This window comes from Neorhizobium galegae bv. orientalis str. HAMBI 540, assembly GCF_000731315.1.
GTDB lineage: Bacteria > Pseudomonadota > Alphaproteobacteria > Rhizobiales > Rhizobiaceae > Neorhizobium > Neorhizobium galegae.
Window position 1 is genome coordinate 4,390,466 of record NZ_HG938353.1, and the last position, 21,197, is coordinate 4,411,662.

General features: G+C 64.2%; 20 protein-coding genes. 5 read left to right on the forward strand and 15 right to left on the reverse strand.

Annotation, left to right across the window (positions count from 1 at the left end; all coding sequences use genetic code 11):
* The first annotated feature begins 1 nt into the window (after position 1).
* Entirely contained in the window at positions 2-691 is a 690-nt protein-coding gene (locus RG540_RS21095; RefSeq protein ID WP_038592070.1) for an ABC transporter ATP-binding protein, read from the forward strand.
* Positions 688-1,995: an ABC transporter permease gene (locus tag RG540_RS21100; protein ID WP_038592073.1), complete on the forward strand. Its 1,308-nt coding sequence runs from the start codon at positions 688-690 to the stop codon at positions 1,993-1,995. The genes RG540_RS21095 and RG540_RS21100 overlap by 4 nt, the downstream gene beginning before the upstream one ends.
* Here RG540_RS21100 and RG540_RS21105 read toward each other — a convergent pair.
* The 10 genes from RG540_RS21105 to rimP form a co-directional block, all read right to left on the reverse strand.
* Positions 1,992-2,981 (reverse strand): Ldh family oxidoreductase, encoded by a 990-nt coding sequence (locus tag RG540_RS21105; RefSeq protein WP_038592076.1) that lies wholly within the window; start codon positions 2,979-2,981, stop codon positions 1,992-1,994. The genes RG540_RS21100 and RG540_RS21105 overlap by 4 nt on opposite strands.
* 51 nt (positions 2,982-3,032) lie before the next feature.
* Positions 3,033-4,019, reverse strand: coding sequence for a cell envelope integrity protein TolA (locus RG540_RS21110; protein ID WP_038592079.1), 987 nt, complete (start codon positions 4,017-4,019; stop codon positions 3,033-3,035).
* Positions 4,016-4,531, reverse strand: a complete 516-nt coding sequence (gene exbD, locus RG540_RS21115) for a TonB system transport protein ExbD (protein ID WP_038592082.1) — start codon at positions 4,529-4,531, stop codon at positions 4,016-4,018. The genes RG540_RS21110 and exbD overlap by 4 nt, the downstream gene beginning before the upstream one ends.
* Position 4,532: 1 nt before the next feature.
* The gene (gene exbB / locus RG540_RS21120; protein ID WP_080724998.1) at positions 4,533-5,729 is read right to left on the reverse strand and encodes a tonB-system energizer ExbB; all 1,197 of its coding nucleotides are present in this window, start codon (positions 5,727-5,729) and stop codon (positions 4,533-4,535) included.
* 257 nt (positions 5,730-5,986) lie between these two features.
* Positions 5,987-6,745, reverse strand: coding sequence for a 2-dehydro-3-deoxy-D-gluconate 5-dehydrogenase KduD (gene kduD, locus RG540_RS21125; protein WP_038592085.1), 759 nt, complete (start codon positions 6,743-6,745; stop codon positions 5,987-5,989).
* Positions 6,746-6,881: 136 nt separating this feature from the next.
* Entirely contained in the window at positions 6,882-7,349 is a 468-nt protein-coding gene (locus tag RG540_RS21130) for a hypothetical protein (protein WP_038592088.1), read from the reverse strand.
* A complete protein-coding gene (gene infB / locus RG540_RS21135; protein ID WP_038592090.1) occupies positions 7,346-10,165 on the reverse strand; it encodes a translation initiation factor IF-2 in 2,820 nt (939 codons plus the stop codon). Before infB ends, RG540_RS21130 begins: the two co-directional genes overlap by 4 nt.
* A 100-nt stretch (positions 10,166-10,265) precedes the next feature.
* Entirely contained in the window at positions 10,266-10,970 is a 705-nt protein-coding gene (locus RG540_RS21140; RefSeq protein WP_038547893.1) for an RNA-binding protein, read from the reverse strand.
* Positions 10,967-12,583, reverse strand: coding sequence for a transcription termination factor NusA (nusA, locus tag RG540_RS21145; protein WP_038592092.1), 1,617 nt, complete (start codon positions 12,581-12,583; stop codon positions 10,967-10,969). The genes RG540_RS21140 and nusA overlap by 4 nt, the downstream gene beginning before the upstream one ends.
* Before the next feature lie 67 nt (positions 12,584-12,650).
* Positions 12,651-13,241: a ribosome maturation factor RimP gene (gene rimP / locus RG540_RS21150; protein ID WP_038592094.1), complete on the reverse strand. Its 591-nt coding sequence runs from the start codon at positions 13,239-13,241 to the stop codon at positions 12,651-12,653.
* Between the two features lie 242 nt (positions 13,242-13,483).
* Here rimP and RG540_RS21155 point away from each other — a divergent pair, with 242 nt between their 5' ends.
* Both RG540_RS21155 and RG540_RS21160 read left to right on the forward strand, forming a co-directional pair.
* On the forward strand, positions 13,484-15,115 hold the full coding sequence (locus tag RG540_RS21155; protein WP_038592096.1) for an MFS transporter: 1,632 nt from the start codon (positions 13,484-13,486) through the stop codon (positions 15,113-15,115).
* Between the two features lie 5 nt (positions 15,116-15,120).
* Positions 15,121-15,576, forward strand: a complete 456-nt coding sequence (locus RG540_RS21160; RefSeq protein ID WP_038592098.1) for a GNAT family N-acetyltransferase — start codon at positions 15,121-15,123, stop codon at positions 15,574-15,576.
* Here RG540_RS21160 and RG540_RS21165 read toward each other — a convergent pair whose 3' ends face one another.
* Together RG540_RS21165 and recR are read right to left on the reverse strand one after the other, a co-directional pair.
* On the reverse strand, positions 15,577-16,845 hold the full coding sequence (locus RG540_RS21165; protein ID WP_038592099.1) for a lytic murein transglycosylase: 1,269 nt from the start codon (positions 16,843-16,845) through the stop codon (positions 15,577-15,579). It lies immediately after the preceding gene.
* Positions 16,846-17,051: 206 nt separating this feature from the next.
* A complete protein-coding gene (gene recR / locus RG540_RS21170; protein WP_038592100.1) occupies positions 17,052-17,657 on the reverse strand; it encodes a recombination mediator RecR in 606 nt (201 codons plus the stop codon).
* 52 nt (positions 17,658-17,709) lie between these two features.
* On the opposite strand from recR, the gene RG540_RS21175 reads away from it, so the two are divergent.
* Complete coding sequence (locus RG540_RS21175) at positions 17,710-18,321, forward strand: MOSC domain-containing protein (RefSeq protein WP_038592102.1); 612 nt, start codon at positions 17,710-17,712, stop codon at positions 18,319-18,321.
* On the opposite strand, the gene RG540_RS21180 is transcribed toward RG540_RS21175, so the two are convergent.
* From RG540_RS21180 to RG540_RS21190, 3 genes are read right to left on the reverse strand one after another with little or no spacing between them, the layout of a single operon-like run.
* Positions 18,318-18,929 carry a LysE family translocator gene (locus tag RG540_RS21180; RefSeq protein WP_038592105.1) on the reverse strand — a complete coding sequence of 204 codons (612 nt, stop codon included), beginning with the start codon at positions 18,927-18,929 and terminating at the stop codon, positions 18,318-18,320. The two genes, RG540_RS21175 and RG540_RS21180, sit on opposite strands and share 4 nt — an antisense overlap.
* A 28-nt stretch (positions 18,930-18,957) precedes the next feature.
* On the reverse strand, positions 18,958-19,281 hold the full coding sequence (locus RG540_RS21185; RefSeq protein WP_038592108.1) for a YbaB/EbfC family nucleoid-associated protein: 324 nt from the start codon (positions 19,279-19,281) through the stop codon (positions 18,958-18,960).
* A 17-nt stretch (positions 19,282-19,298) separates the two neighbouring features.
* On the reverse strand, positions 19,299-21,185 hold the full coding sequence (locus RG540_RS21190; protein WP_038592111.1) for a DNA polymerase III subunit gamma/tau: 1,887 nt from the start codon (positions 21,183-21,185) through the stop codon (positions 19,299-19,301).
* Positions 21,186-21,197 lie beyond the last annotated feature (12 nt).

Consider the following 21,197-nt stretch of genomic DNA (forward strand, 5'->3'; position numbering starts at 1 on the left):
CATGCTTTCCTTGCGCATAGACAATCTGGCCATGTCGTTCGCCGGTCTGAACAGCCCGGTTTTGCTGGTCGATCTTCTGACGATCGCAGCCGGCGAGCGCGTTGCCGTCACCGGCGGTTCCGGTTCCGGCAAGAGCACTTTCATCAATGTGATCACCGGCCTTGAGTGCCCCACCTCCGGCAAGGTCTTCTGGAGCGGCGAGGATATCGCCCGGCTTTCCGAGACCGCGCGCGATCGCTGGCGGGCCGAACATGTCGGCCTCGTGATGCAAGATTTCCATCTTTTCCCCGGCCTCTCGGCGGTCGAAAACGTGCTTTTGCCGGCGCGGCTGGCACGCGTCGCCGATGCGGCGTTGATCGCCCGTGCCCACGATCTCCTGGCAAGCGTAGGCCTTTCCCGCCCGGATCAGAAGATCGAGACCATGTCGCGCGGCGAGATGCAGCGCGTGGCGATCGCTCGCGCGGTTTTACGCAAGCCGGGCGTGATCGTTGCCGACGAACCGACCGCGAGCCTTGATGTAGAGGCCGGCGAGACGGTCGGCCGGCTGCTTCTGGACATGGCCGGCGAAACCGGAAGCACTCTGATCGTCGTTTCCCATGACCAGCGCCTGATTGATCGGCTCGACCGCCGCATCACGCTTGGCGCCGGCAGGATTGTCGCCGACAGCCTGCGCGAAGAGGTCGCCGCATGATCCGCTTCATCCTCGCCGATCTGCGCCGTCTCTGGGCCGGTGCCGTCGTGGTCGTGCTTCTCGTGGCGCTCGCCACCGCCCTCGGCGTCACCGTCACGCTGCAGGAGCGCGCCCTGCGGCTCGGCAGCGCCCGCGCCGCCGACAAGTTCGACCTGGTGATCGGCGCTGCCGGCAGCGAAACCCAGCTCGTGCTCTCTTCGATCTTCCTGCAGCCGGCGCCGCTGCCGCTGATGCCGGGCGAGGTGCTGGCAAAACTCTCGAAGGATCCGCGTGTCGCCTGGGTGGCACCGGTCGGGTTCGGCGATTCCTTTGCCGGCTACCCTTTGGTCGGCACGACCCGCGCGCTGATTGGCAGCACCGTCTCCGGTTTTGCCTCGGGCCGCATGTTCGAGAAAGAGGGCGAGGCGGTGGTCGGGGCGGCAGTGAAGCTGCCGGTCGGAGCGGAAATCAAGCCCATGCACGGCACGGCGGCGATGGGCGGCGAGACCCATGCGGGCGTCGTATACCACGTCACCGGCAAGCTGCCGCCGACGGGGACGCCCTGGGATCGGGCCATTCTGGTGCCGATCCAGGCGGTCTGGCACGTCCATGGCCTCGGCCACGATCATGAGCATGAGCATGAGCATGAGGAACAAGAGCATTACGAAGGTGGAGCAGCACAGGTAACGCAGGCTGCGGCCGCTGCGGATGAGCATGCCGACGAGGATCACGATCATCACGGTTCCATCGATGCGGATGCGGCGATCGATGAGATTTTCGCAGCCGATGCGCCGGGCCTTCCGGCAGTCCTCGTAAAGCCGAAGACGATTGCCGATGCCTACAAGCTCCGCCAGGAATATCGCAACGGCAATACGCTCGCGGTTTTCCCGGGCGAGGTGCTGACCAGCCTCTATGCGACGCTCGGTGATGCCAAGATGGTGCTGAGCGCCGTGGCCGCCGGATCGCAGGGCCTAGTGGCGGCAGCCTTGGTCCTGGTCACCATCACCCATATCGGCCAGCGTCGGCGCCAGATTGGCGCGCTGCGGGCTTTTGGCGCGCCGCGGCTGTCGGTTTTTGCCATTGTCTGGTTCGAGCTCTTCCTGCTGGTCGCGCTCGGCATCGGTCTCGGCTTTCTGACCGGCCTTGCCGCGGCCCGGCTGATCGCCAACGCTTTCACGGCCAAGAGCGGCATCATCTTGCCGGTCGGCTTTACCGGCGAAGATTGGCGCATGGTGCTGATCCTGCTTGCCGCATCGGCGGTTCTGTCCGCCGTGCCGGCCATTCTCGCCTACCGCCAGTCGCCGGCGGCAGCGCTGCGGGCCTAGGCCAGCGCCCTGATCGCCGAAATCACCTCGTCCTCGACATCGAGCCCCTGCTCGATCGCCGTCCGGCGCGCGTTCTGGCCGCGCCGCCCGGGCAGGCGAACGCCCTCTTCGGAGGCCATCTCGTGGGCAAGTTCGGCGATCCGCTCGGCAGCCGAAGCGGTGCTTGCGGAAGGATCGATAACAATAAGCGTCTGACCGACCGAAGGCGGCGAACCTTTCTCGTCCATGAACGAGCTTGCTTGGTAAGAGAAGTTCGATCCGGTCAGGCCGGCCGAGAGGACCTCCACCATCAGCGCCAGCGCCGCACCCTTGGCGCCGCCCGAGGGCGCCATCAGGCCCTTGTGAGCCGCGTGCGGATCGGTGGTCGGCTTGCCGTCGGCGTCGAAGGCCCAGCCCTCGGGAATGCTTTCGCCCTTCTGGCGCGCAGCCATGATCTTGCCGGCCGCGACGGTCGAGAGCGCCAGGTCGATGACCAGCGGATCCTCGCCGGCGACCGGCGTTGCAAAGGCGATCGGGTTGGTGCCGAACAGCCGCTTCCTGCCGCCCCAGGCGGCCATGGAGGCCGGTGCATTGGCAAACATCAGCGCCACGAGGCCGAGTTCGGCAAACCGCTCCACGGTCAGCGCCATGACGCCCGCATGATGCGAACGGTGGATGGCACCGAGCGCAATGCCCTGTTCCCGGGCAATCGTCGGCAGTTCTGCAAGCGCGATATCGAAGGCCGGATAGGCGTAACCGAATGCCGCATCAACGACAAGCACCGCAGGCCGCGGCCGGGTGGCGATGGCCCTGGCCTTGCCATCCACCTTGCCGGAACGGGCCTGGCCGATATAGGCGGGAACGCGGCGGAGCCCGTGACCGTATTGCCCGGCAGCTTCCGCATGCACGAGCGCATGGGCGACGGAACGGGCGGTATCAGCAAGAACGCCATTGGCTTCGAAAACGCTCTGTACCAGCGTTTCGGCTTCATTCAGAGTAATATGCATGCAGGAGATCCAGGTGAGTTCAGTGGCGAACGCCGCGAGAAAATCAGGCGGTTATTCGCACTTTACCGGCTGGCTGAGTGAACTTGCAACACCGGAAGGCGGTGCCGGGATGGGCGAAGCGCGTCGGACAGCCGAAGCGACATAGTCGTCGATAGACGCGTTGCCCGATGACCCCGCGACCGAGACATTGCCGATGTTGCCGCTGCCGTCGAAGCTGAAGCGGACCGTAACGATGCCGGTTCCGTTGCCCGGGCATTTGCGGGCGTAGCGAGCGATCTTCGTTCTAACTCGCGTCATCCATTGCTGCGGCGAGACCGACGCAGAGAACAGGCTCGTGGAATTCTGGCTGGCGGCCGTGCGGTCCGATTGTTTGGCCTGGATCTTCGCCTCGGCCATGTCCGGCCGGGCCTGCTGCTGCTGTTGCTTCGGCTTCTGGACCTTCTTCACCGGCTCCTTCCGGGGCTCCGGCTTTTTCGGCTGTTCCGGCGGCTTTTCCGCGACCGGCGGCGGCAGAGGCCGCATCGCCGGCAACGGCACGTCGACATTTTCGAGCGCCGCCGTCATCTGTTCGTCGACCGGCTTGATCTCCTCGATCGGCTCCGGCGGCGGTTCCGCCACGGGCGGCTGCACCGGTTCGGGCTCGACCGTCTCGGCGACTTCCTGCGGCGGCGGTTCGACCGGCTGCTCGACAGGTTCGGCAACAGGCTCAGGCATCGGCTCGGGTTCGGGCTGAGGCTGCTCGACGGGCTCCGGCTGCGGTTCCTCGACAGGCTCCGCCTGCTCGCTCATCAGCTGTTCCTGCTCCTGCATGTCAGGAGAGATCTGCTCTTCCTCGGTATTGACGGCTTCCGGCTCCGGCGCGAGCTCGATCATGATCGCTGCCGGCGGTGCGTTGTCGGCGAGCACCTCCGGTTGTTCGCGCATCAGATAGGCCGCGGCGCCGAAATGTACCGTCAGCATCAGCAGTCCGGCAGCGCCCCACAGCGCCAGCTCGCCGACGCGTCCGCCCGGACCTGCCTGCGAGACGACAAGGCTCATGGATTGCCTCCGGGTGCCGGAGTGGCAGGTGCCGCTGGCGGCACCACGGCCGGAACGCCACCGGCCGGGGCGGCTGCCGGTGCCGGCGGACCGGGCAGCGTTTCGAGGCCGACGAGCGCGATCTTGAGGTAACCGGAATCGCGGAGCAGGTTCATGACCTCCATGAACTGGCCGTAATCGACCGCTTTGTCGGCACGCAGGAACACGCGGGTGTCCTTCTTGCCTTCCGTGACGCGGTCGAGGGTCGCGGCAAGCTGCTCGCGCTGCACGGAGTCATTGCCGATATTGAGGCTCAGGTCTTCCTTCACCGTCAGGTAGAGCGGCTCGTCCGGCCGCTCCGCCGGCTTTGCGGTCGAGGCGGGAAGATCGACATTGACGTCGACGGTCGCCAGCGGCGCCGCCACCATGAAGATGATCAGCAGCACCAGCATGACGTCGATGAACGGCGTCACGTTGATCTCGTGGTTTTCGGAAAGCTCGTCGCCGTGCTGTTCGCGGATGCCGCCGGCCATGTCAGCCTCCTGCCACCAGCGAGACCGGCGCCTTGCGGCCGCCCGGAGGAACCTTGCGGAAATCGAGGTCTCGGCTCACCAGCCGCTCCACGCCCGCCGCGGCATCCGCCAGCAGCTGCCGGTAGCCGGTGATCGAGCGCGCGAAGACGTTGTAGATGACAACAGCCGGAATGGCCGCGACGAGGCCGATTGCGGTCGCCAGCAGTGCTTCCGCGATACCGGGCGCGACGACGGCAAGGTTGGTGGTCTGCGATTCCGAAATGCCGATGAAGGCGTTCATGATGCCCCAGACGGTGCCGAACAGGCCGACGAACGGGGCGGTGGAGCCGATCGTCGCGAGCACGCCGGTGCCGCGCGACATGCGCCGGCCGGCATAAGCCTCGATGCGGGAAAGCGCCGAGCCGACCCGCTCCTTCACGCCGTCGCCATGGGCATGGTCGATTGCGGCTTCGGAGAGCTGCATTTCTTCTGCCGCGGATCGCAGCATCAGCGCGGCGGGACCGCCGCGGCGGCCGGCGGCGCCAAAGGCCTCCGAAAGCGTGCGGGAGGTGCGGATGACCTTCAGCGTCCGAGCGGCGCGGGTGCGGGCGCCTGCAAGCTCCAGCGTCTTGGCGAGCCAGACGGTCCAGGTGATCAGCGAAGCGAATGCGAGCCCGATCATCACGCTTTTGACGACCCAGTCGGCCGCCATGAACATGCCCCAGGGCGAAAGGTTGTGCGGCAGGTCCGAACGCTGTCCAGGCTCCAGGAACTGCGTGAACATGTCGATCGGCTGGCGCGCCGCCGGCGGCGGGGCCGGGGTCTGTGGCGGGCTGGCAGGCGTTGGCTGGGCAGCATTGCTGGCCGGCGCTCCCGTCGGAACGGCGGGTTGCGGGGCGGAAGCTTCCGGTTGCGGAGCAGCGGGGGGCGCCGACTGCGCGGCGGGCGGTACCGCAGTCGGCGAGGCTGCCGGCTCGCTTGGCGTCGTACGGGAGGTAGTAGGGGCTGCCTGCGCGGCAGGAGCGGGAGCCGCCTGCGTCGGGTGTGCACCGGAAGGTGAGGTCGCCTGCGGTGGGGGCGGCGCTTGCGTTGACGTATCCGGAGCCGGCGTCTGTGCCATCACCGTCGAAGCCGTTATTGCCAGTGCCGCGAGAGCGATCGGAAACCAGTTCCTCATCGGTTGGCGCATCGAAAAGGCGGGCTTCAGGGCAGCGGTCATGGCAGGCGATACTCCGGACTGTTCGTCATCGCGGACAGCGCTGGAGCGCCAAGTTGACGATGACGGAAACGGGGCATCGGAACGCCGCCGGCCACTGCCGCCGGGTTCGCGATGTTGCAGCTACCGGATAATAAACATGAGTAGAAATGGCAACTAATAAATCTTGAGAATGCCGATCACATTAATGCGGGACGGGACTTTTACCCCATTTGCGCTGGATCGGCATTTCGGTGCCGGAAAATCGGGCTGACGGACGCCTACCGCGCCAGCCAGCCGCCGTCGACCGGCAGTACGATGCCATGGATATAGTCGGAGGCCGGCGAGGCGAGGAATACGGCGGCTCCGCCGAGCTCTTCCGGCTGGCCCCAGTGTCCGGCCGGAATACGGCTGAGGATCGCCGCGTTGCGGTCCGGATCGTCGCGCAGTGCCTCGGTATTGTTGGTCGAGAAATAGCCCGGCGCGATGGCGTTGACGTTGATGCCTTTGCTCGCCCATTCGCAGGCGAGCAGCCGGGTGAGACCCGCGAGGCCGCTCTTCGAGGCTGTATAGGAAGGGATGCGGATGCCGCCCTGGAAGGAGAGCAGCGAGGCGATGTTGACGATCTTGCCGCCCTTGCCCTCGGTGATCAGCCGGCGTGCAAACGCCTGGGAGAGGAAGAACACGGTCTTCAGGTTCACGTCCATCACCGCGTCCCAGTCGGCCTCGGTGAAATCGATAGCATCGGCCCGGCGGATGATGCCGGCATTGTTGACGAGGATATCGGCACGCCCCGTCCACGCGACCGTTTCGCTGATGATCCGATCGACAGGTTCGAGCGTCGAAAGGTCCGCCTGGATCGACAGACTGCGCCCGCCCGCCGCGCTAACCGCTGCTTCCGTCTCGGCCATGGAGGAGCGGCCGACCAGCGCCACGTCAGCGCCGGCCTGCGCCAGCGCCACGGATATCGCCTGGCCAAGGCCCGTATTGGCGCCAGTAACGATTGCCGTCTTGCCCGTCAGGTCGAATGAAATCGGCATGTTGTCCTCCTCGGAAACTGGAAATGCGGATATGGGTAGATGCTTACCGTCGCGAGCTCTCCGGTTGAAGCTGAAAATTTTTGCCACGTCACAAGTCGATGCCGAAAGTGGGTGAAAGCGCTGGCTGCCCGGTGCGCTAGCAGCGGCGTATCAGGCCACGAACATAGCTGATGTAACGTTCGGCCGTCGTGTCGTCGGGGAAAATCCGCCGGGGCAAAAGCAGATGCCCGCCGTCGTAGAAAAGAACCAGCCAGTTACCCAGCGTTGTCAACCTCCTGAGCCGTTTGGTGTCCAGTTCGATCAGCAGACCGTCGCCCCGCGCCCGGACGAAGCCGGATCCGAATTCCGCCTTGATGGAGCGGATCTCGCGCTTTTCCGAAATGATAAGCGGAGAAGGGCCGACCTTCCGGAATCTCTTAGCAAGGGCATCGTAAAACCCCAGCAATCCCATCAGCTTCTGCCGCCTCTCGAAATGGTATCGCACGACAAGATTGATGCCGTCCTCGAGTTCCGCATCGGAAAGCACGTAGTCAAAATGCCAGGAGCCGTCCGCGAATGTCACGGACGACTCCTGTAATTGTTCGGGCTGTTTGCCGGAGGTCACAGCGTGCGCGTGATATGCTCCACGCGGAAGCATTCGATGACGTCGCCTGCGCGCATGTCTTCGTAATTCTCGAACGCCATGCCGCATTCCTGGCCCATCGGCACTTCGCTGACTTCGTCCTTGAAGCGCTTGAGCGTCTTGAGCTTGCCTTCGTGGACGACGACGTTGTCGCGGATAAGGCGGACACCCGCTCCACGTTCGACCTTGCCCTCGACGACACGGCAACCGGCGACCTTGCCGACCTTGGTGATGTTGAACACTTCGAGGATCTCGGCATTGCCGATGAAGGTTTCGCGACGTTCCGGAGACAGGAGGCCCGACATCGCCGATTTCACATCATCCACGAGATCGTAGATGATGTTGTAGTAGCGGATCTCGAGACCTTCGCGTTCGGCAAAGGCTCGCGCCTGTGGGTTGGCACGGACGTTGAAGCCGATGATCGCCGCATTGGATGCCTCGGCAAGCGAGATATCCGATTCGGTGATGCCGCCGGCACCCGAATGAACGATGCGGGCACGGACTTCGTCGGTGCCGAGCTTGTCCAGTGCGCCGATGATCGCTTCGATCGAACCCTGCACGTCACCCTTGATGACCAGCGGGAATTCCTTCAAGCCGGTGTTCTGGAGCTGGCTCATCATCTGTTCGAGCGAACCGCGTTGGCCGGACTGGCGGGCAGCCGCCTTGTCGCGGGCGAGCCGCTGGCGATATTCGGAAATCTCGCGGGCACGGCTTTCGCTCTCGACCACGGCGAACCTGTCGCCGGCCGCCGGAGTGGCGGAAAGACCGAGCACTTCGACCGGCATGGCCGGACCGGCTTCCTTCACATGGTCGCCCTTGTCGGTGACGAGCGCGCGAACGCGGCCCCACTGATCGCCGGCGACGATGATCTGGCCCGGCTTCAGCGTGCCCTTCTGGACGAGCACGGTCGCAACCGCGCCGCGGCCACGGTCGAGCTGGGCTTCGATGACGATGCCTTCGGCGGTACGGCTCGGATCGGCCTTGAGGTCGAGGATTTCGGCCTGCAGCAGGATGGCTTCGAGCAGCTTGTCGAGATTGACCTTGTTCTTGGCCGACACTTCGACGTCGAGCACTTCACCGCCGAGCGATTCCACGAACACTTCGTGCTGCAGAAGCTGCTGGCGAACCTTGTCCGGGTTGGCTTCGTGCTTGTCGATCTTGTTGATCGCCACGATGATCGGAACACCCGCTGCCTTGGCATGGGCGATGGATTCGATCGTCTGCGGCATCACGCTGTCGTCGGCTGCAACAACCAGGATTGCGATATCCGTCGCCTGCGCACCACGGGCACGCATGGCCGTGAAGGCGGCGTGGCCGGGGGTATCGATGAAGGTGATCTTCTGGCCGTTCTGTTCCACCTGATAGGCGCCGATATGCTGGGTGATGCCGCCGGCTTCGCCGGAGACCACGTTGGCATGGCGGATGGCGTCGAGCAGCGAGGTCTTGCCGTGGTCGACGTGACCCATGATGGTGACGACCGGCGGGCGCGAGACCATTTCGCCTTCGTCGTCGGCAACGTTGAAGATGCCTTCTTCGACGTCGGATTCGGAAACACGCTTGACGGTATGGCCGAATTCGCCGGCAATGATTTCGGCGAGGTCGGCGTCGATGACGTCGCCCGGCTTCATCATCTGGCCTTCCTTCATCAGGTACTTGATGACGTCGACGGCGCGTTCGGACATGCGCTGCGACAGTTCCTGAATGGTGATGGTTTCCGGCAGGATGACTTCGCGCATGACCTTTTCGCGCGTTTCCTGCATCTGGCTGCGGCGGAACTTCTCCTGCCGGCGGCGGGTCGCGGCCATCGAACGGCCACGGGCATTGCCGTCGTCGTCCGTGCTGACCGTGGTCACCGTCAGCTTGCCGCGGCGGCGTTCGTCTTCGGTCTTCGGTCGGGCCGGAACCTTGGCGGGAGCAGCGACCGGGACACGGCCACGGCCGGGTGCGCCACGCGGCGGGCCGCGATCTTCGTCTTCTTCGTCAGCGCCCTTGCGGCGACCGGCAACCGGCAGTGCCGCAGGTGCGGCGCCGGGAGCTGCAGGCCGGGGAGCCTGGGGACGGGTTTCGCCCGGACGGCCGGCAGGGGCGCCAGCGGCGCGCTCGGCCGGCTTTTCGGCAACCGCGGGTGCAGGCGTCTCGGCCGGGGCAGGGGCCTCGACCGGTTCGACCTTGGGTTCGGCAGCACGGCGGGCAGCCTCGGCGGCTTCCTCGATCTTGCGGCGTTCTTCCTCGACCTGGCGACGTGCCTCGTCTTCGGCGCGCTGCTTGGCCTCGACGACCTCGCGCGCCTGCGCTTCCATCAGAGCGCGGCGACGGGCTTCCATCTCGCCTGCGGACAGATCGTGCAGGACGGCGCCGCCCTGACGCTGCTGCGGACGCTGCGGCTGGCTGGATTGCGGACGCGGCGGCTGGCCGGACTGCTGCGGGCGCTGCGACTGATTGGATTGCGGCGGGCGCTGGCCATGCTGCGGCTGTTGCGGCCGCTGGTTCTGCGAACCCGGCTGGTGGACGCGCGGCGCGGGAGCAGCCGCCTGCGGCTGCGGCGGGCGCTGGGGAGCGACCGGCTGCTGTGCAACGGCCTCTACCACCCGCGGCGCGGGCGCCGGGGCTGCTGCAGGCGTGATTACAGGCTTTTCGTCCAGCGGTCGGGTCGGCCGCCGTTTCACTGTCTCGACGACGACGGCCTTGGTGCGGCCGCGACCCATGTCCTGGCGGACGGTACCCTGGCTCATCCCAGATGGCTTCAGTGTAAGGGTCTTCTTTACGCCGAGTGTCTTATCGTCTTTGTTGTCGGTCATTCCGTTCCTGTTCCTTCGGACAGGAACGGATGGAAGCCATCAGAACCCGTCGTTTAATCCGTACATATCGATGTGCGTCCGGCTAAAGCCGGTGACCGCGTCATTGTTTCGGCATGTCAGCGACACCTTTTGTCTGGGACAGACCGCCCATGCGGTACTGTTCAAGTAGGTTTGCGCGCTTCACTACACCCTCACCCGCCTGCCCCGCAAGCGCGCAGGCATGGATAAAAGCATTCTGGCCCATCACTTCGTCCAATTCCGCGCTGGTAAAGAGCGAAAAGGACGGAATGTCTTCCCCGGTATTCGAACCGAGCTTCCAGGCCTTGCGGGCCTGGTCTATTTTCCTCACTCCATCGGCGGCCGCATCGGCCGCATGGAACACCGCGAGCGCAGCACCTGAGCGCACGGCAGCATCGACTTTCGTTGCGCCGGTGACGAATTGGCTCGCCTTGCGGGCCATGTTCATCATGCCGACGAGATCGGCGGCGAGCAGGCGATCCACCAGCGCGCCGAGATCCGCATCCGCTTTCGCCTCGGCCTTGAGGGCCCGGGCGAAGAGCTTTTTCTGAACTGCCCGATCGACGAGCGACCGTTCAGCCTTGATCCAGCAGCCACGGCCCGGAAGCTGACGCTTCAGATCGGGCACGACCTGGCCGTTCGGGCCAGCCACAAAGCGGATCAGCGTTTCCGGTGATCCCGCCTCACGGGTGACGATGCAGGTACGGTCGTTCACGACGATCTCGCCCAGGTCATCATCGACAGGTCCGTCATCATTGTGGTCCGGCTCATTCGCGAGCGGGATCATTCCTGCTCAACGGCGTCCGCCTCCTCCGCTTCGGCTTCCGGCTCGGGGGCACCCTTTGCGAGGTCTTCCTCGGTGATCCAGCCTGCCGATAGGCGGGCCTGGACGATCATGTTTTCAGCTTCGACGCGGGAAATGTCGAACTTCGAGAACAGGCCTTCGAACTTCTTCGTCACGCCGTCCTTGCGTTCGCTCCAGCCGACGAGGTCGTCGGCGGCGCAGCCGGCAAAGTCCTCGATGGTCTTGATGCCGTCTTCGCCGAGCGCGACGAGCATCTGGCCGTTCAGGCCGTTGATCTGGCGCAGTTCGTCTTCGACGCCGAGCTCCTTGCGCTTGGCGTCCATCTCGGCTTCGATCCGCTCCAGGTATTCGCGGGCGCGGGTCTGGATTTCGGTCGCGGTGTCTTCGTCGAAACCGTCGATCGAGGAGATTTCGTCGAGATCGACGTAAGCCAGTTCCTCGACCTGGGCAAAGCCTTCCGAAGCCAGCACCTGGCCGACCATTTCGTCGACGTCGAGGGCGTCCATGAAGAGGTTGGTGCGCTCGTTGAATTCCTTCTGGCGGCGCTCCGACTCTTCGGCTTCCGTCATGATGTCGATGTCCCAGCCGGTCAGCTGCGAGGCGAGGCGGACGTTCTGGCCGCGACGGCCGATGGCAAGCGACAGCTGCTCGTCCGGAACCACGACTTCGATGCGCTCGGCATCCTCGTCGAGAACCACCTTGGCGACTTCGGCCGGCTGCAGCGCGTTGACGATGAACGACGCCGGATCCTGCGACCACGGAATGATGTCGATCTTCTCGCCCTGCAATTCGCCGACCACGGCCTGAACGCGCGAACCGCGCATACCGACGCAGGCGCCGACCGGATCGATCGAACTATCGTTCGAGATCACGGCGATCTTGGCGCGCGAGCCCGGATCGCGGGCGACCGACTTGATCTGGATGATGCCGTCGTAGATTTCCGGCACTTCCATGGTGAACAGCTTCACCATGAACTGCGGATGGGTACGCGACAGGAAGATCTGCGGGCCGCGCTGCTCGCGGCGGACATCATAGACGTATGCGCGGACGCGATCGCCATAGCGCATGTTTTCGCGCGGGATCATTTCGTCGCGGCGGATGATGCCTTCGCCACGGCCGAGATCGACGATGACATTGCCATATTCGACGCGCTTGACGGTGCCGTTGATGATTTCGCCGACGCGATCCTTGAACTCGTCGAACTGGCGGTCGCGCTCGGCTTCACGCACCTTCTGGACGATGACCTGCTTGGCCGACTGGGCGGCAATACGGCCGAAATCCATCGGCGGCAGCGGATCGGCGATGAAGTCGCCGATCTTGGCATCGACATTGCGGTCGAGCGCCAGAGCCAGTGGGATCTGCGTGCCGTAGTCTTCGGCGTGATCAACGACTTCCAGCAGGCGCTGGAGCCGGATTTCGCCGGTCTTGGAATTGATGTCGGCACGGATATTGGTTTCCGAGCCGTAGCGGGAGCGGGCAGCCTTCTGAATGGCGTCGGCCATCGCAGCCAGCACGATCTCGCGGTCGATGACCTTTTCGCGCGCTACTGCGTCCGCGATCTGCAGAAGTTCAAGCCGGTTCGCACTCACTGCCATTGTCGTTGGTCTCCGTAGGTCAAAAGATGAGGCCTTTCCGGGGGAAAGGCACAAGTCTCTGTTCGGTTTATTCGTCTTCTGCTTCTTCGTTCTGGTTCGCGGCCTGCGCCTTGGCGAGCTTGTCGGCCCGAAGCGCGTCGCGGATCAGATCGTCGGTCAGAATGAGCTTTGCCTCGGCCAGTGCCGAAAACGGGATCGTTACCCGTGGTTCCTCGCCATAGGCGACCTGGTCCCGCTCGATCGTGAAACCGTCCGCATCGCTTTCGGTGATCCTGCCGCGAAACCGCTTGCGATTGTCGATCATGATCGACGTTTCGCATTTTACCAGATGGTTCAGCCAGCGGGTGAAATCCGACTTGCGAACCATCGGGCGGTCGATGCCCGGCGAGGACACTTCGAGATGATACTCCCGATCGATGGGATCTTCTACATCCAGAACCGGCGAAATCGCCACGGATACGGCTTCGCAGCCCTCGACGTCCATGGTGCCGTCGTTGCGCTCGGCCATGATCTGCAGCGTCGCGCCGTTCTGGTTCAGCATCCTTACGCGCACCAGACGATAGTCCATGGCGGTCAGCACGGGCTCGATGATTTCGGCGACCCTGAGGTCAAGCCCGGTCTCGATGATGAGCCGCGGCTCGTATTCGGTTTGCGGCATAAGCTCTCCGGCAATCATTGCCCCATAGCTGGGCCCAATGTCTGGGTTACAGTGATCGCCTAACAAAAAAGAGCGGGTCCGGTGGGGCCCACTCTTCATCGGACGATCAAGAATATGGGGTGCATATACGCTTTCAGCCCCCCGAATGCAAGAGTCGCATATTCCGGGGCTTTGGCGGCTGGAATTTGGTTCTGCCGGGTCTATAACCGTTTGGAACGACGCACGAAAGAACGAGGATAAAAGTGCCCGATCGGATATCGACCCTGGCTCCCTTCAGGCACCCAACGTTCAGAACCATCTGGATTGCCAGCCTCGCCTCCAATTTCGGCAGCCTCATCCAGGCCGTCGGGGCGGCGTGGATGATGACCTCGATCACCGATTCCGAGGACATGGTTGCGCTGGTCCAGGCTTCGACCGCGCTGCCCATCATGCTCTTTTCGCTGATTGCCGGCGCGCTCGCCGACAACGTCAACCGCCGGACCCTGATGCTGACGGCGCAGTTCTTCATGCTGACGGTCTCGCTAACCCTGACGGTCTTTGCCTATCTCGACCTGCTGACGCCCTGGCTGCTTCTGACATTCACCTTTCTGCTCGGCTGCGGCGTGGCGCTCAACAACCCGGCCTGGCAGGCCTCTGTCGGTGATATGGTACCTCGCGAGGTCCTGCCGGCGGCGGTGACGATCAACAGCGTCGGTTTCAACATCACCCGCAGCGTCGGCCCCGCGATCGGCGGCGCGATCGTTGCGGCTGCTGGCGCTGCCGCGGCGTTCGCTGCCAATTCGATGAGCTATTTCGCCTTGATCTACGCCTTGATCCGCTGGAAACCGGAAAGCCGCGACAATGCGCTGCCGCGCGAGACGCTTCTGCGGGCGCTTTCGGCGGGCCTCGGCTACGTCGTCATGTCGCCGAACATTCTCAACGTGCTGTTCCGTGGCCTTGTGTTCGGTCTTTCGGCGAGTGCCGTCCTGGCCCTTCTGCCGATCGTCGCCCGCGACCTGGTTTCCGGCGGCCCGTTGACCTACGGCATCATGCTCGGCGCCTTCGGCGTCGGTGCCATCGCCGGTGCCATGGCAAATTCGCGGCTGCGTGAAAAGCTCACCAGCGAATCGATTGTCCGCCTGTCCTTCCTGGGTTTTGCCGCGAGCGCCGCGATCATAGGCCTGAGTTCAAGCACGGCGCTGACGGCGATCGTCCTCCTCGTGCCGGGTGCCTGCTGGGTGCTGGCTCTGTCGCTGTTCAACACGACGGTGCAGCTTTCGACGCCGCGTTGGGTGGTCGCGCGCGCGCTTTCCTTCTACCAGACGGCGACGTTCGGCGGCATTGCCGGCGGCAGCTGGGTGTGGGGTATTCTGTCCGATACGTTCGGAGTGTCGATCGCGCTCACATTGTCGAGCCTCGTCATGCTGCTTGGCGCCGTGATCGGCATGCGCCTGCCGCTGCCGCAGTTCAGCGATGCCAATCTCGATCCGCTCAACCGGTTCAACGTGCCGCTGCTGAGCCTCGACCTGCAGCCGCGCAGCGGGCCGATCGTTTCCCTGGTGGACTACACCATCGCCGACGAGGACGTGCCGGAATTCCTGGCGCTGATGTCGCAGCGACGCCGTATTCGCATCCGCGACGGTGCGCGGCAATGGGCGCTGATGCGCGATCTGGAACATCCGGAAATCTGGACGGAGACCTATCACACCGCCACCTGGGCCGATTACGTGCGCCATAACCAGCGCCGCACCCAGGCGGATGCAGAGGCCTGGGATGCGATCCGCAGTCTTCATCGCGGCGAAGAAGGTCCGCGTGTCCACCGGATGATCGAGCGACAGGCGATCCCGCCGAGCGACGACATTTTCCACAAGTCGCCGCCCGACCTGCACCACTAGATCCGATGTTTTCCTTCCGAGAAGCCCGCCACTCCGATCTCCTCGCCATTGTTGAACTGCTCGCGGACGATGCGCTCGGCCAGGCTCGCGAAGTCGTGTCCAATCCGGTCGATCCCCGCTACGAGCAGGCCTTTGCAGCGATCGAGGCTGATGGAAACCAGCTTCTCGCGGTCGCGGTGAACCGGAAAGACAAGGTGGTCGGATGCCTGCAGCTTTCCTTCATTCCCGGCCTGTCGCGCACCGGCATGTGGCGCGGCCAGATCGAAAGCGTGCGGATCGCTGCAAGCGAGCGCGGCAGCGGGCTGGGATCGCAGTTCATCGAATGGGCGGTGGGAAAGTGTGTCGAGCGCGGCTGCAAGCTCGTGCAGATCACCTCCGACAAGGCGCGGCCGGATGCGATCCGCTTCTATGAGAAGCTCGGTTTCACCCCGAGCCATGAGGGCCTGAAACGCAGCCTCTGACTACCTGATCTTTCCCTTGAGCGACGGATCGGGAAAACATGTCGGAGCCAGGCCGTTCTTCGCCTGCCAGTCGCCGAGCGAACGGCGGGTCTTGTAGCCCGGCAGCCCGTCAACATTGCCGACATCGTAGCCCTTGGCGACCAGCGCCTTCTGCATGGCGAGCACATCGGAGCGCAGCATCTTGCCGACATCGCCCCAGGGTGCCTGGAAGGGACCTGCGCCCGAGGCGATCCGGTCGGCGAGATTGCCGATGAACAGTGCGTAGAGATCGGAGTTGTTGTATTCCTTGATCACGTAGAAATTCGGCGTGACGACGAATTCCGGTCCGCTGCGCCCCGCCGGCACCAGCATCATGCCGTCCGCCTTGAGGTCTGCCGCGGGAAACGCCTTGCCGGAAATGCGGGTGATGCCGGTTGTCGCCCAGGCGGAGATCGGCTTGGCGAGATCCGGCCCTTCCTGCGCGCAGGAGACTTTTGCGGGGATCGTCACTTCGAACCCCCAGTCGCGGCCGCGCTGCCAGCCTTCCTTCTGCAGGTAGTGGGCGATCGAGGCAAGCGCATCCGGCACCGAATTCCAGATGTCCGGACGGCCGTCGCCGTCGAAGTCGACGGCATATTTCAGGTAGCTGGACGGCATGAACTGCGGCTGGCCGAGCGCGCCCGCCCAGGAACCCTTCATCGTGCCCGGATCGACATCGCCCCGCTCGATCATCTTCAGCGCCGCGATCAGCTCCTCGCGGAACATGTCCTTGCGGGTCGACATGAAAGCCTTGGTCGCCAGAACCTGCACGGCGGAATAGGGCATCCGCGCCTTTCCGAAACCGGATTCACGCCCCCAGATGGCGACGACGATTTCGCCCGGCACGCCATAGGCCGCTTCGATCTTCTTCAGCGTCGCCGAATAGGTGGAGGCAAGCCCGCGGCCGGTCTCGGCGAGCCCCTGCAGCCGCTTTTCGGAAAAATAGGCGCCCGGCGAGGAAAATTCCGCCTGGCTCTGGTCCTGCTGCTTCGGCGGCTCCGAACCCGGCGGCACCAGGTCCGGCAGGTCCCAGTTAAGTGTTATACCCTGGAAGGCGGCCTTCATCGTCTTCTCGGAGATACCGGCTTTTTTGGCCACCGGAGCCAGATCGCCGGTGATCCACCGCTGGAACTGCTTTTCGACGTCGGGACGGTTTTGGGCGAGTGCGGGGAGGGGGAGGAGGGTTGTCGCTATGACGAAAAGAAATGCTGCGATGTGCCGAAAGGCACCCCCCTCTGCCCTGCCGGGCATCTCCCCCTCAAGGGGGGAGATTGACCTGTTGCGACGCCTCGACCACAGCGATAGAAGTGATGCCGGTGCCTCTGGCCGATCTCCCCCCTTGAGGGGGAGATGGCCGGCAGGCCAGAGGGGGGCGAGCTTGCTCAACGTTATCCTCATCATCAAGGCTCCAACCAGCGAGGCAGATGGGGTACGTCTCCACATACTCAATGCCTCCTCTAAATCACCGTCCGCGCCCGAAGCGCGGCCGTCAGCGTGCCCTCGTCGAGATAATCGAGCTCCCCGCCGACCGGCACGCCATGCGCCAGCCGCGTGATCTTCACGTCGATCCCCGACAACTGATCGGTAATATAGTGCGCCGTCGTCTGCCCCTCGACCGTCGCGTTGACGGCGATGATGATCTCGCGGATGACGCCCTCGTTCACCCGGTCGATCAGTCCGCGGATGTTGAGGTCATCCGGGCCGATGCCGTCGAGCGGCGAGAGCGTGCCGCCGAGCACGTGATAGGCGGTGTTCATCGCGCCCGTCCGCTCCAGCGCCCAGAGATCGGAAACGTCTTCGACGACGATCAGCATCGTCTGGTCGCGGTGGAGATCGGTGCAGACGGTGCAGGGATCGACGGTGTCGACATTGCCGCAGCGCGAACAGATCTTCACCTTGTCATAGGCCTCGCCCATGGCGCTCGAAAGCGGCCCGAGCAGCTGTTCCTTCTTCTTGATCAGATGCAGCGCCGCCCGGCGCGCCGAGCGCGGCCCGAGGCCCGGGACCTTTGCCAGAAGCTGGATGAGTTTTTCGATTTCGGGGCCGGTGACTCGCTTTGCCATTTTCTCCCTTTAGCCCATATGCCTTAAAAACGGAATCGCGGAAGGACCGCTTATGAAACTTCTCGCCGTCTGCCTCGGGCGCCCGGAAAAGCTGCCGGGCAAGAGTTTCAAGACCGGCATCTACAAGTCGGCCGTCAATGCCGCCGTCATGCTCGACAGCCTCGGCCTCGTCGGCGATGCGGTCTGCAACACGAAACACCATGGCGGCGAGGATCAGGCGATCCTCCTCGAAGGCTCGCTGACGCTGGACTGGTGGGCAGCCGAACTCGGCCGCGATTTCCCGCCCGGTACATTCGGCGAAAACCTTACCGTCGAAGGCCTCGACAACCGCGATGTCGCCGCCGGCGACCGTTTTCATATAGGCGAGGTCGTCCTGGAAGCCAGCTGCGCCCGCTCCCCCTGCAACACGCTCGCGGTGAAGATGGGCGATCCGAAATTCCTGAAGACCTATACCAAAGCCGGCCGCCCCGGCATCTATTGCCGCGTCGTCAAGCCAGGCATGGTCTCGCCGAGCGATCCCGTCCGCCACGAACTTTATGCCGACGAGCGCGTCATGATCGCGGAAATGCTGGCGGCCGTCGGCAAGGCCTTGTCGGATGCAGAAAGAGCCCGCTTCCTGGCCGCACCGATCGGCCGCCGCTGGAGGCCGACGTTCGAGACCTAGCGCGTCGCGATCGCCGCTGCCGCACTGGCCATCGCGCCGGCCGAAACCCGGTTGGCGATCCTCACGGCCCGAGGGCTTTTCAGGAACTGGCGGGCCTTGGCGGCGAGCAGCACCCACGCAAGATCGACAATCACGAGCACAAGGAACATCGCGGCGACCAGTTCCAGCCAGCCGGTCAGCGTCACGCCGCCGAGGTCGATGATCGAAGGCAGCAGCGCCACATAGAACATCATGATCTTGGGATTGCCGAGCGTCACGGTGAGGCCGGCGAAAAACATCTTCGGCACGGAGCGATTTTCCGGAAGGTCTTCGCCGGAGCCGGCGGGTTCGGTGAACCACATCTTCCATGCGAGATAGAGGAGGTAGGCAACGCCGATCCACTTGATTGCCACGAAGACGACATGAAAACTCTCGGCGATGGCGGCAAGGCCTGCGACCGCAAACGAAAGCCACACGGCTTCGCCGACCCACATCGCCGCGAGAAACGGCAGTACGTCGCGATAACCCTTGGACAGGACGCGCGCCACGAGCGCAGCGATGCTGGGACCAGGCGAACCCGCGGCCACGAAAAGTGCCGCTGCGAAAACCAGAAGCGACGCAAGCGTCATCGGAACCTCCCTATTCCATCAACCAGGATCAGAACGGCATCTTGAAGCCGGGTGGGATCGGCAGGCCGGCGGTCAGTTCCTTGGTCTTTTCGGCGGTGATCGCCTCGGCGCGTTCCTTGGCAGCCTTGTGGGCGGCGACGATCAGGTCTTCGAGGATCTCGACGTCGTCTTCCTTGAACAGCGACGGATCGATCTTGAGGCCGAGCATGTCGCCCTTGCCGTTCAGCCGCACGGTCACCAGCCCGCCGCCGGACGTGCCTTCGACTTCAAGAGTGGCGATATCCGCCTGCATCTTTTCCATCTTGGCCTGCATTTCCTTGACCTTGCCCATCATGCCCATGATGTCGCGCATCTGTCTGTCCTCTTCCTTTATAGCTCGATGTCGTCGCCGGGCAGGATGTCGCCCTCTTCGGATTCCGCGGTCGCCGCTGCCGGCAGGTCCTCGGCCTCGTTCTCATCCTCTTCCGTCACGCGGATGCGCACGTCGGTGATCCGTGCGCCGGGGAACTGGGCGAGGATCGCCGCCACGTCCGGATCGGCGCGCGCGTCGGTGAACTGCGCCTCCCGCACGCTCTTTTCGGATTCGACCAGCGTTGGCTCTCCGGCCTCGTTGCTGAGCGTCACCCACCAGGTAATCCCGGTCCATTCCTCCAGCCGCGCCTTCAGGTCGCCGGCAATGGTCTTCGGCGCGTCACCGGAAAGGTTGATCTCCAGCCGACCCGGCTCGATCTTTACCAGCCGCACGAAATTGCGCAGCAGCGCCTTCAGCCGCGGATCGCGGTTCTTGGAGCAGAGGTCGGCGATATCCGATATCGAATTGACCGGAACCTTCGGCACCGGCTTTTCGGCCGGCTGTTCTTCGGTGCGGCCGACGGGCATGTCCCGCGGCATGGTGTTCGGCACGGCCTGCAGCATGGCGGTCGGCCCGCCAGCCGGAATACGCGGGCTCGCCATCTCCGTGCCGCGCGCATTGACCGGCGACTGCGGCGGCGAAACGGGACGCCCGCCACCATTGCCGTTCGGAACCGGCGCCCGCTGGCCATCGCCATTGGAGAAATCCGCAAGCCTGCGGGCGGCATCTTCCGGGGAGGGAAGATGGGCCGCATGCGTCAGCCGGATCAGCACCATTTCCGCAGCACCCGCCGGGCGCGAGGAGTTTTCCGCTTCCGGAATGCCCTTCAGGAGCATCTGCCAGATGCGCGACAGGGTGCTGACCGCCACGCCGTCTGCAAATTCCCGGCCGCGCACGCGCTCCACTTCGCTGATCGAAGGATCGTTGGCGGCATCGGGGATATATTTGAAACGGGTGGTCAGATGGGTGAAATCGGCGAGATCGGTCAGCACCACGACCGGATTGGCGCCGGCCTCGTATTGCGCCGTGAATTCCGAAAGCGCCGCCGTCACGTCACCGCGCACGATATGTTCGAAAAGGTCGACGATGCGGGCGCGGTCGGCGAGCCCCAGCATGCCGCGCACGGTCTCGGCAACGACGGTTCCGCCGCCGTGCGCGATCGCCTGGTCGAGCAGCGACAGCCCGTCGCGTGCCGACCCTTCTGCCGCACGCGCGACCATGGCGAGCGCTTCCGGCTCGGCCGGAATGCCTTCCTTTTCCAATATTGAGGTGAACAGGTGAACCAGGTCCGCGGCGCTGATACGGCGCAGGTCGAACCGCTGGCAGCGCGACAGGACGGTGATCGGAACCTTGCGGATTTCCGTCGTCGCGAAGATGAACTTCACATGTTCCGGCGGCTCTTCGAGCGTCTTCAACAGGCCGTTGAAGGCCTGTGTCGAGAGCATGTGCACTTCGTCGATGATATAGACTTTGTAGCGCGCCGAGACCGGGCGGTAGCGCACCTGCTCGATGATCTCTCTTATATCGTCGATGCCGGTATGGGAGGCGGCGTCCATCTCGATCACGTCGACATGCCGGCCTTCCATGATCGCCTGGCAATGTTCGCCGGGGATCCTGAGGTCGATGGTCGGTTTGTTGATGTCTGGCGTCTTGTAGTTCAGCGCGCGGGCGAGAATGCGGGCGGTCGTCGTCTTGCCGACCCCGCGAACCCCGGTCAGCATATAGGCTTGGGCGATGCGGCCGGTCTCGAACGCATTGGTCAGCGTGCGGACCATTGGCTCCTGGCCGACCATCAGGTCCGAAAAATCCTTGGGACGGTATTTGCGGGCGAGCACCCGGTATCCGCTGCCTGTGGCGGCATTCGCTGCGGAAGTGCTTGAAGATGTGGGCCCGGTATCGCTCATTCAGTCCTGCCA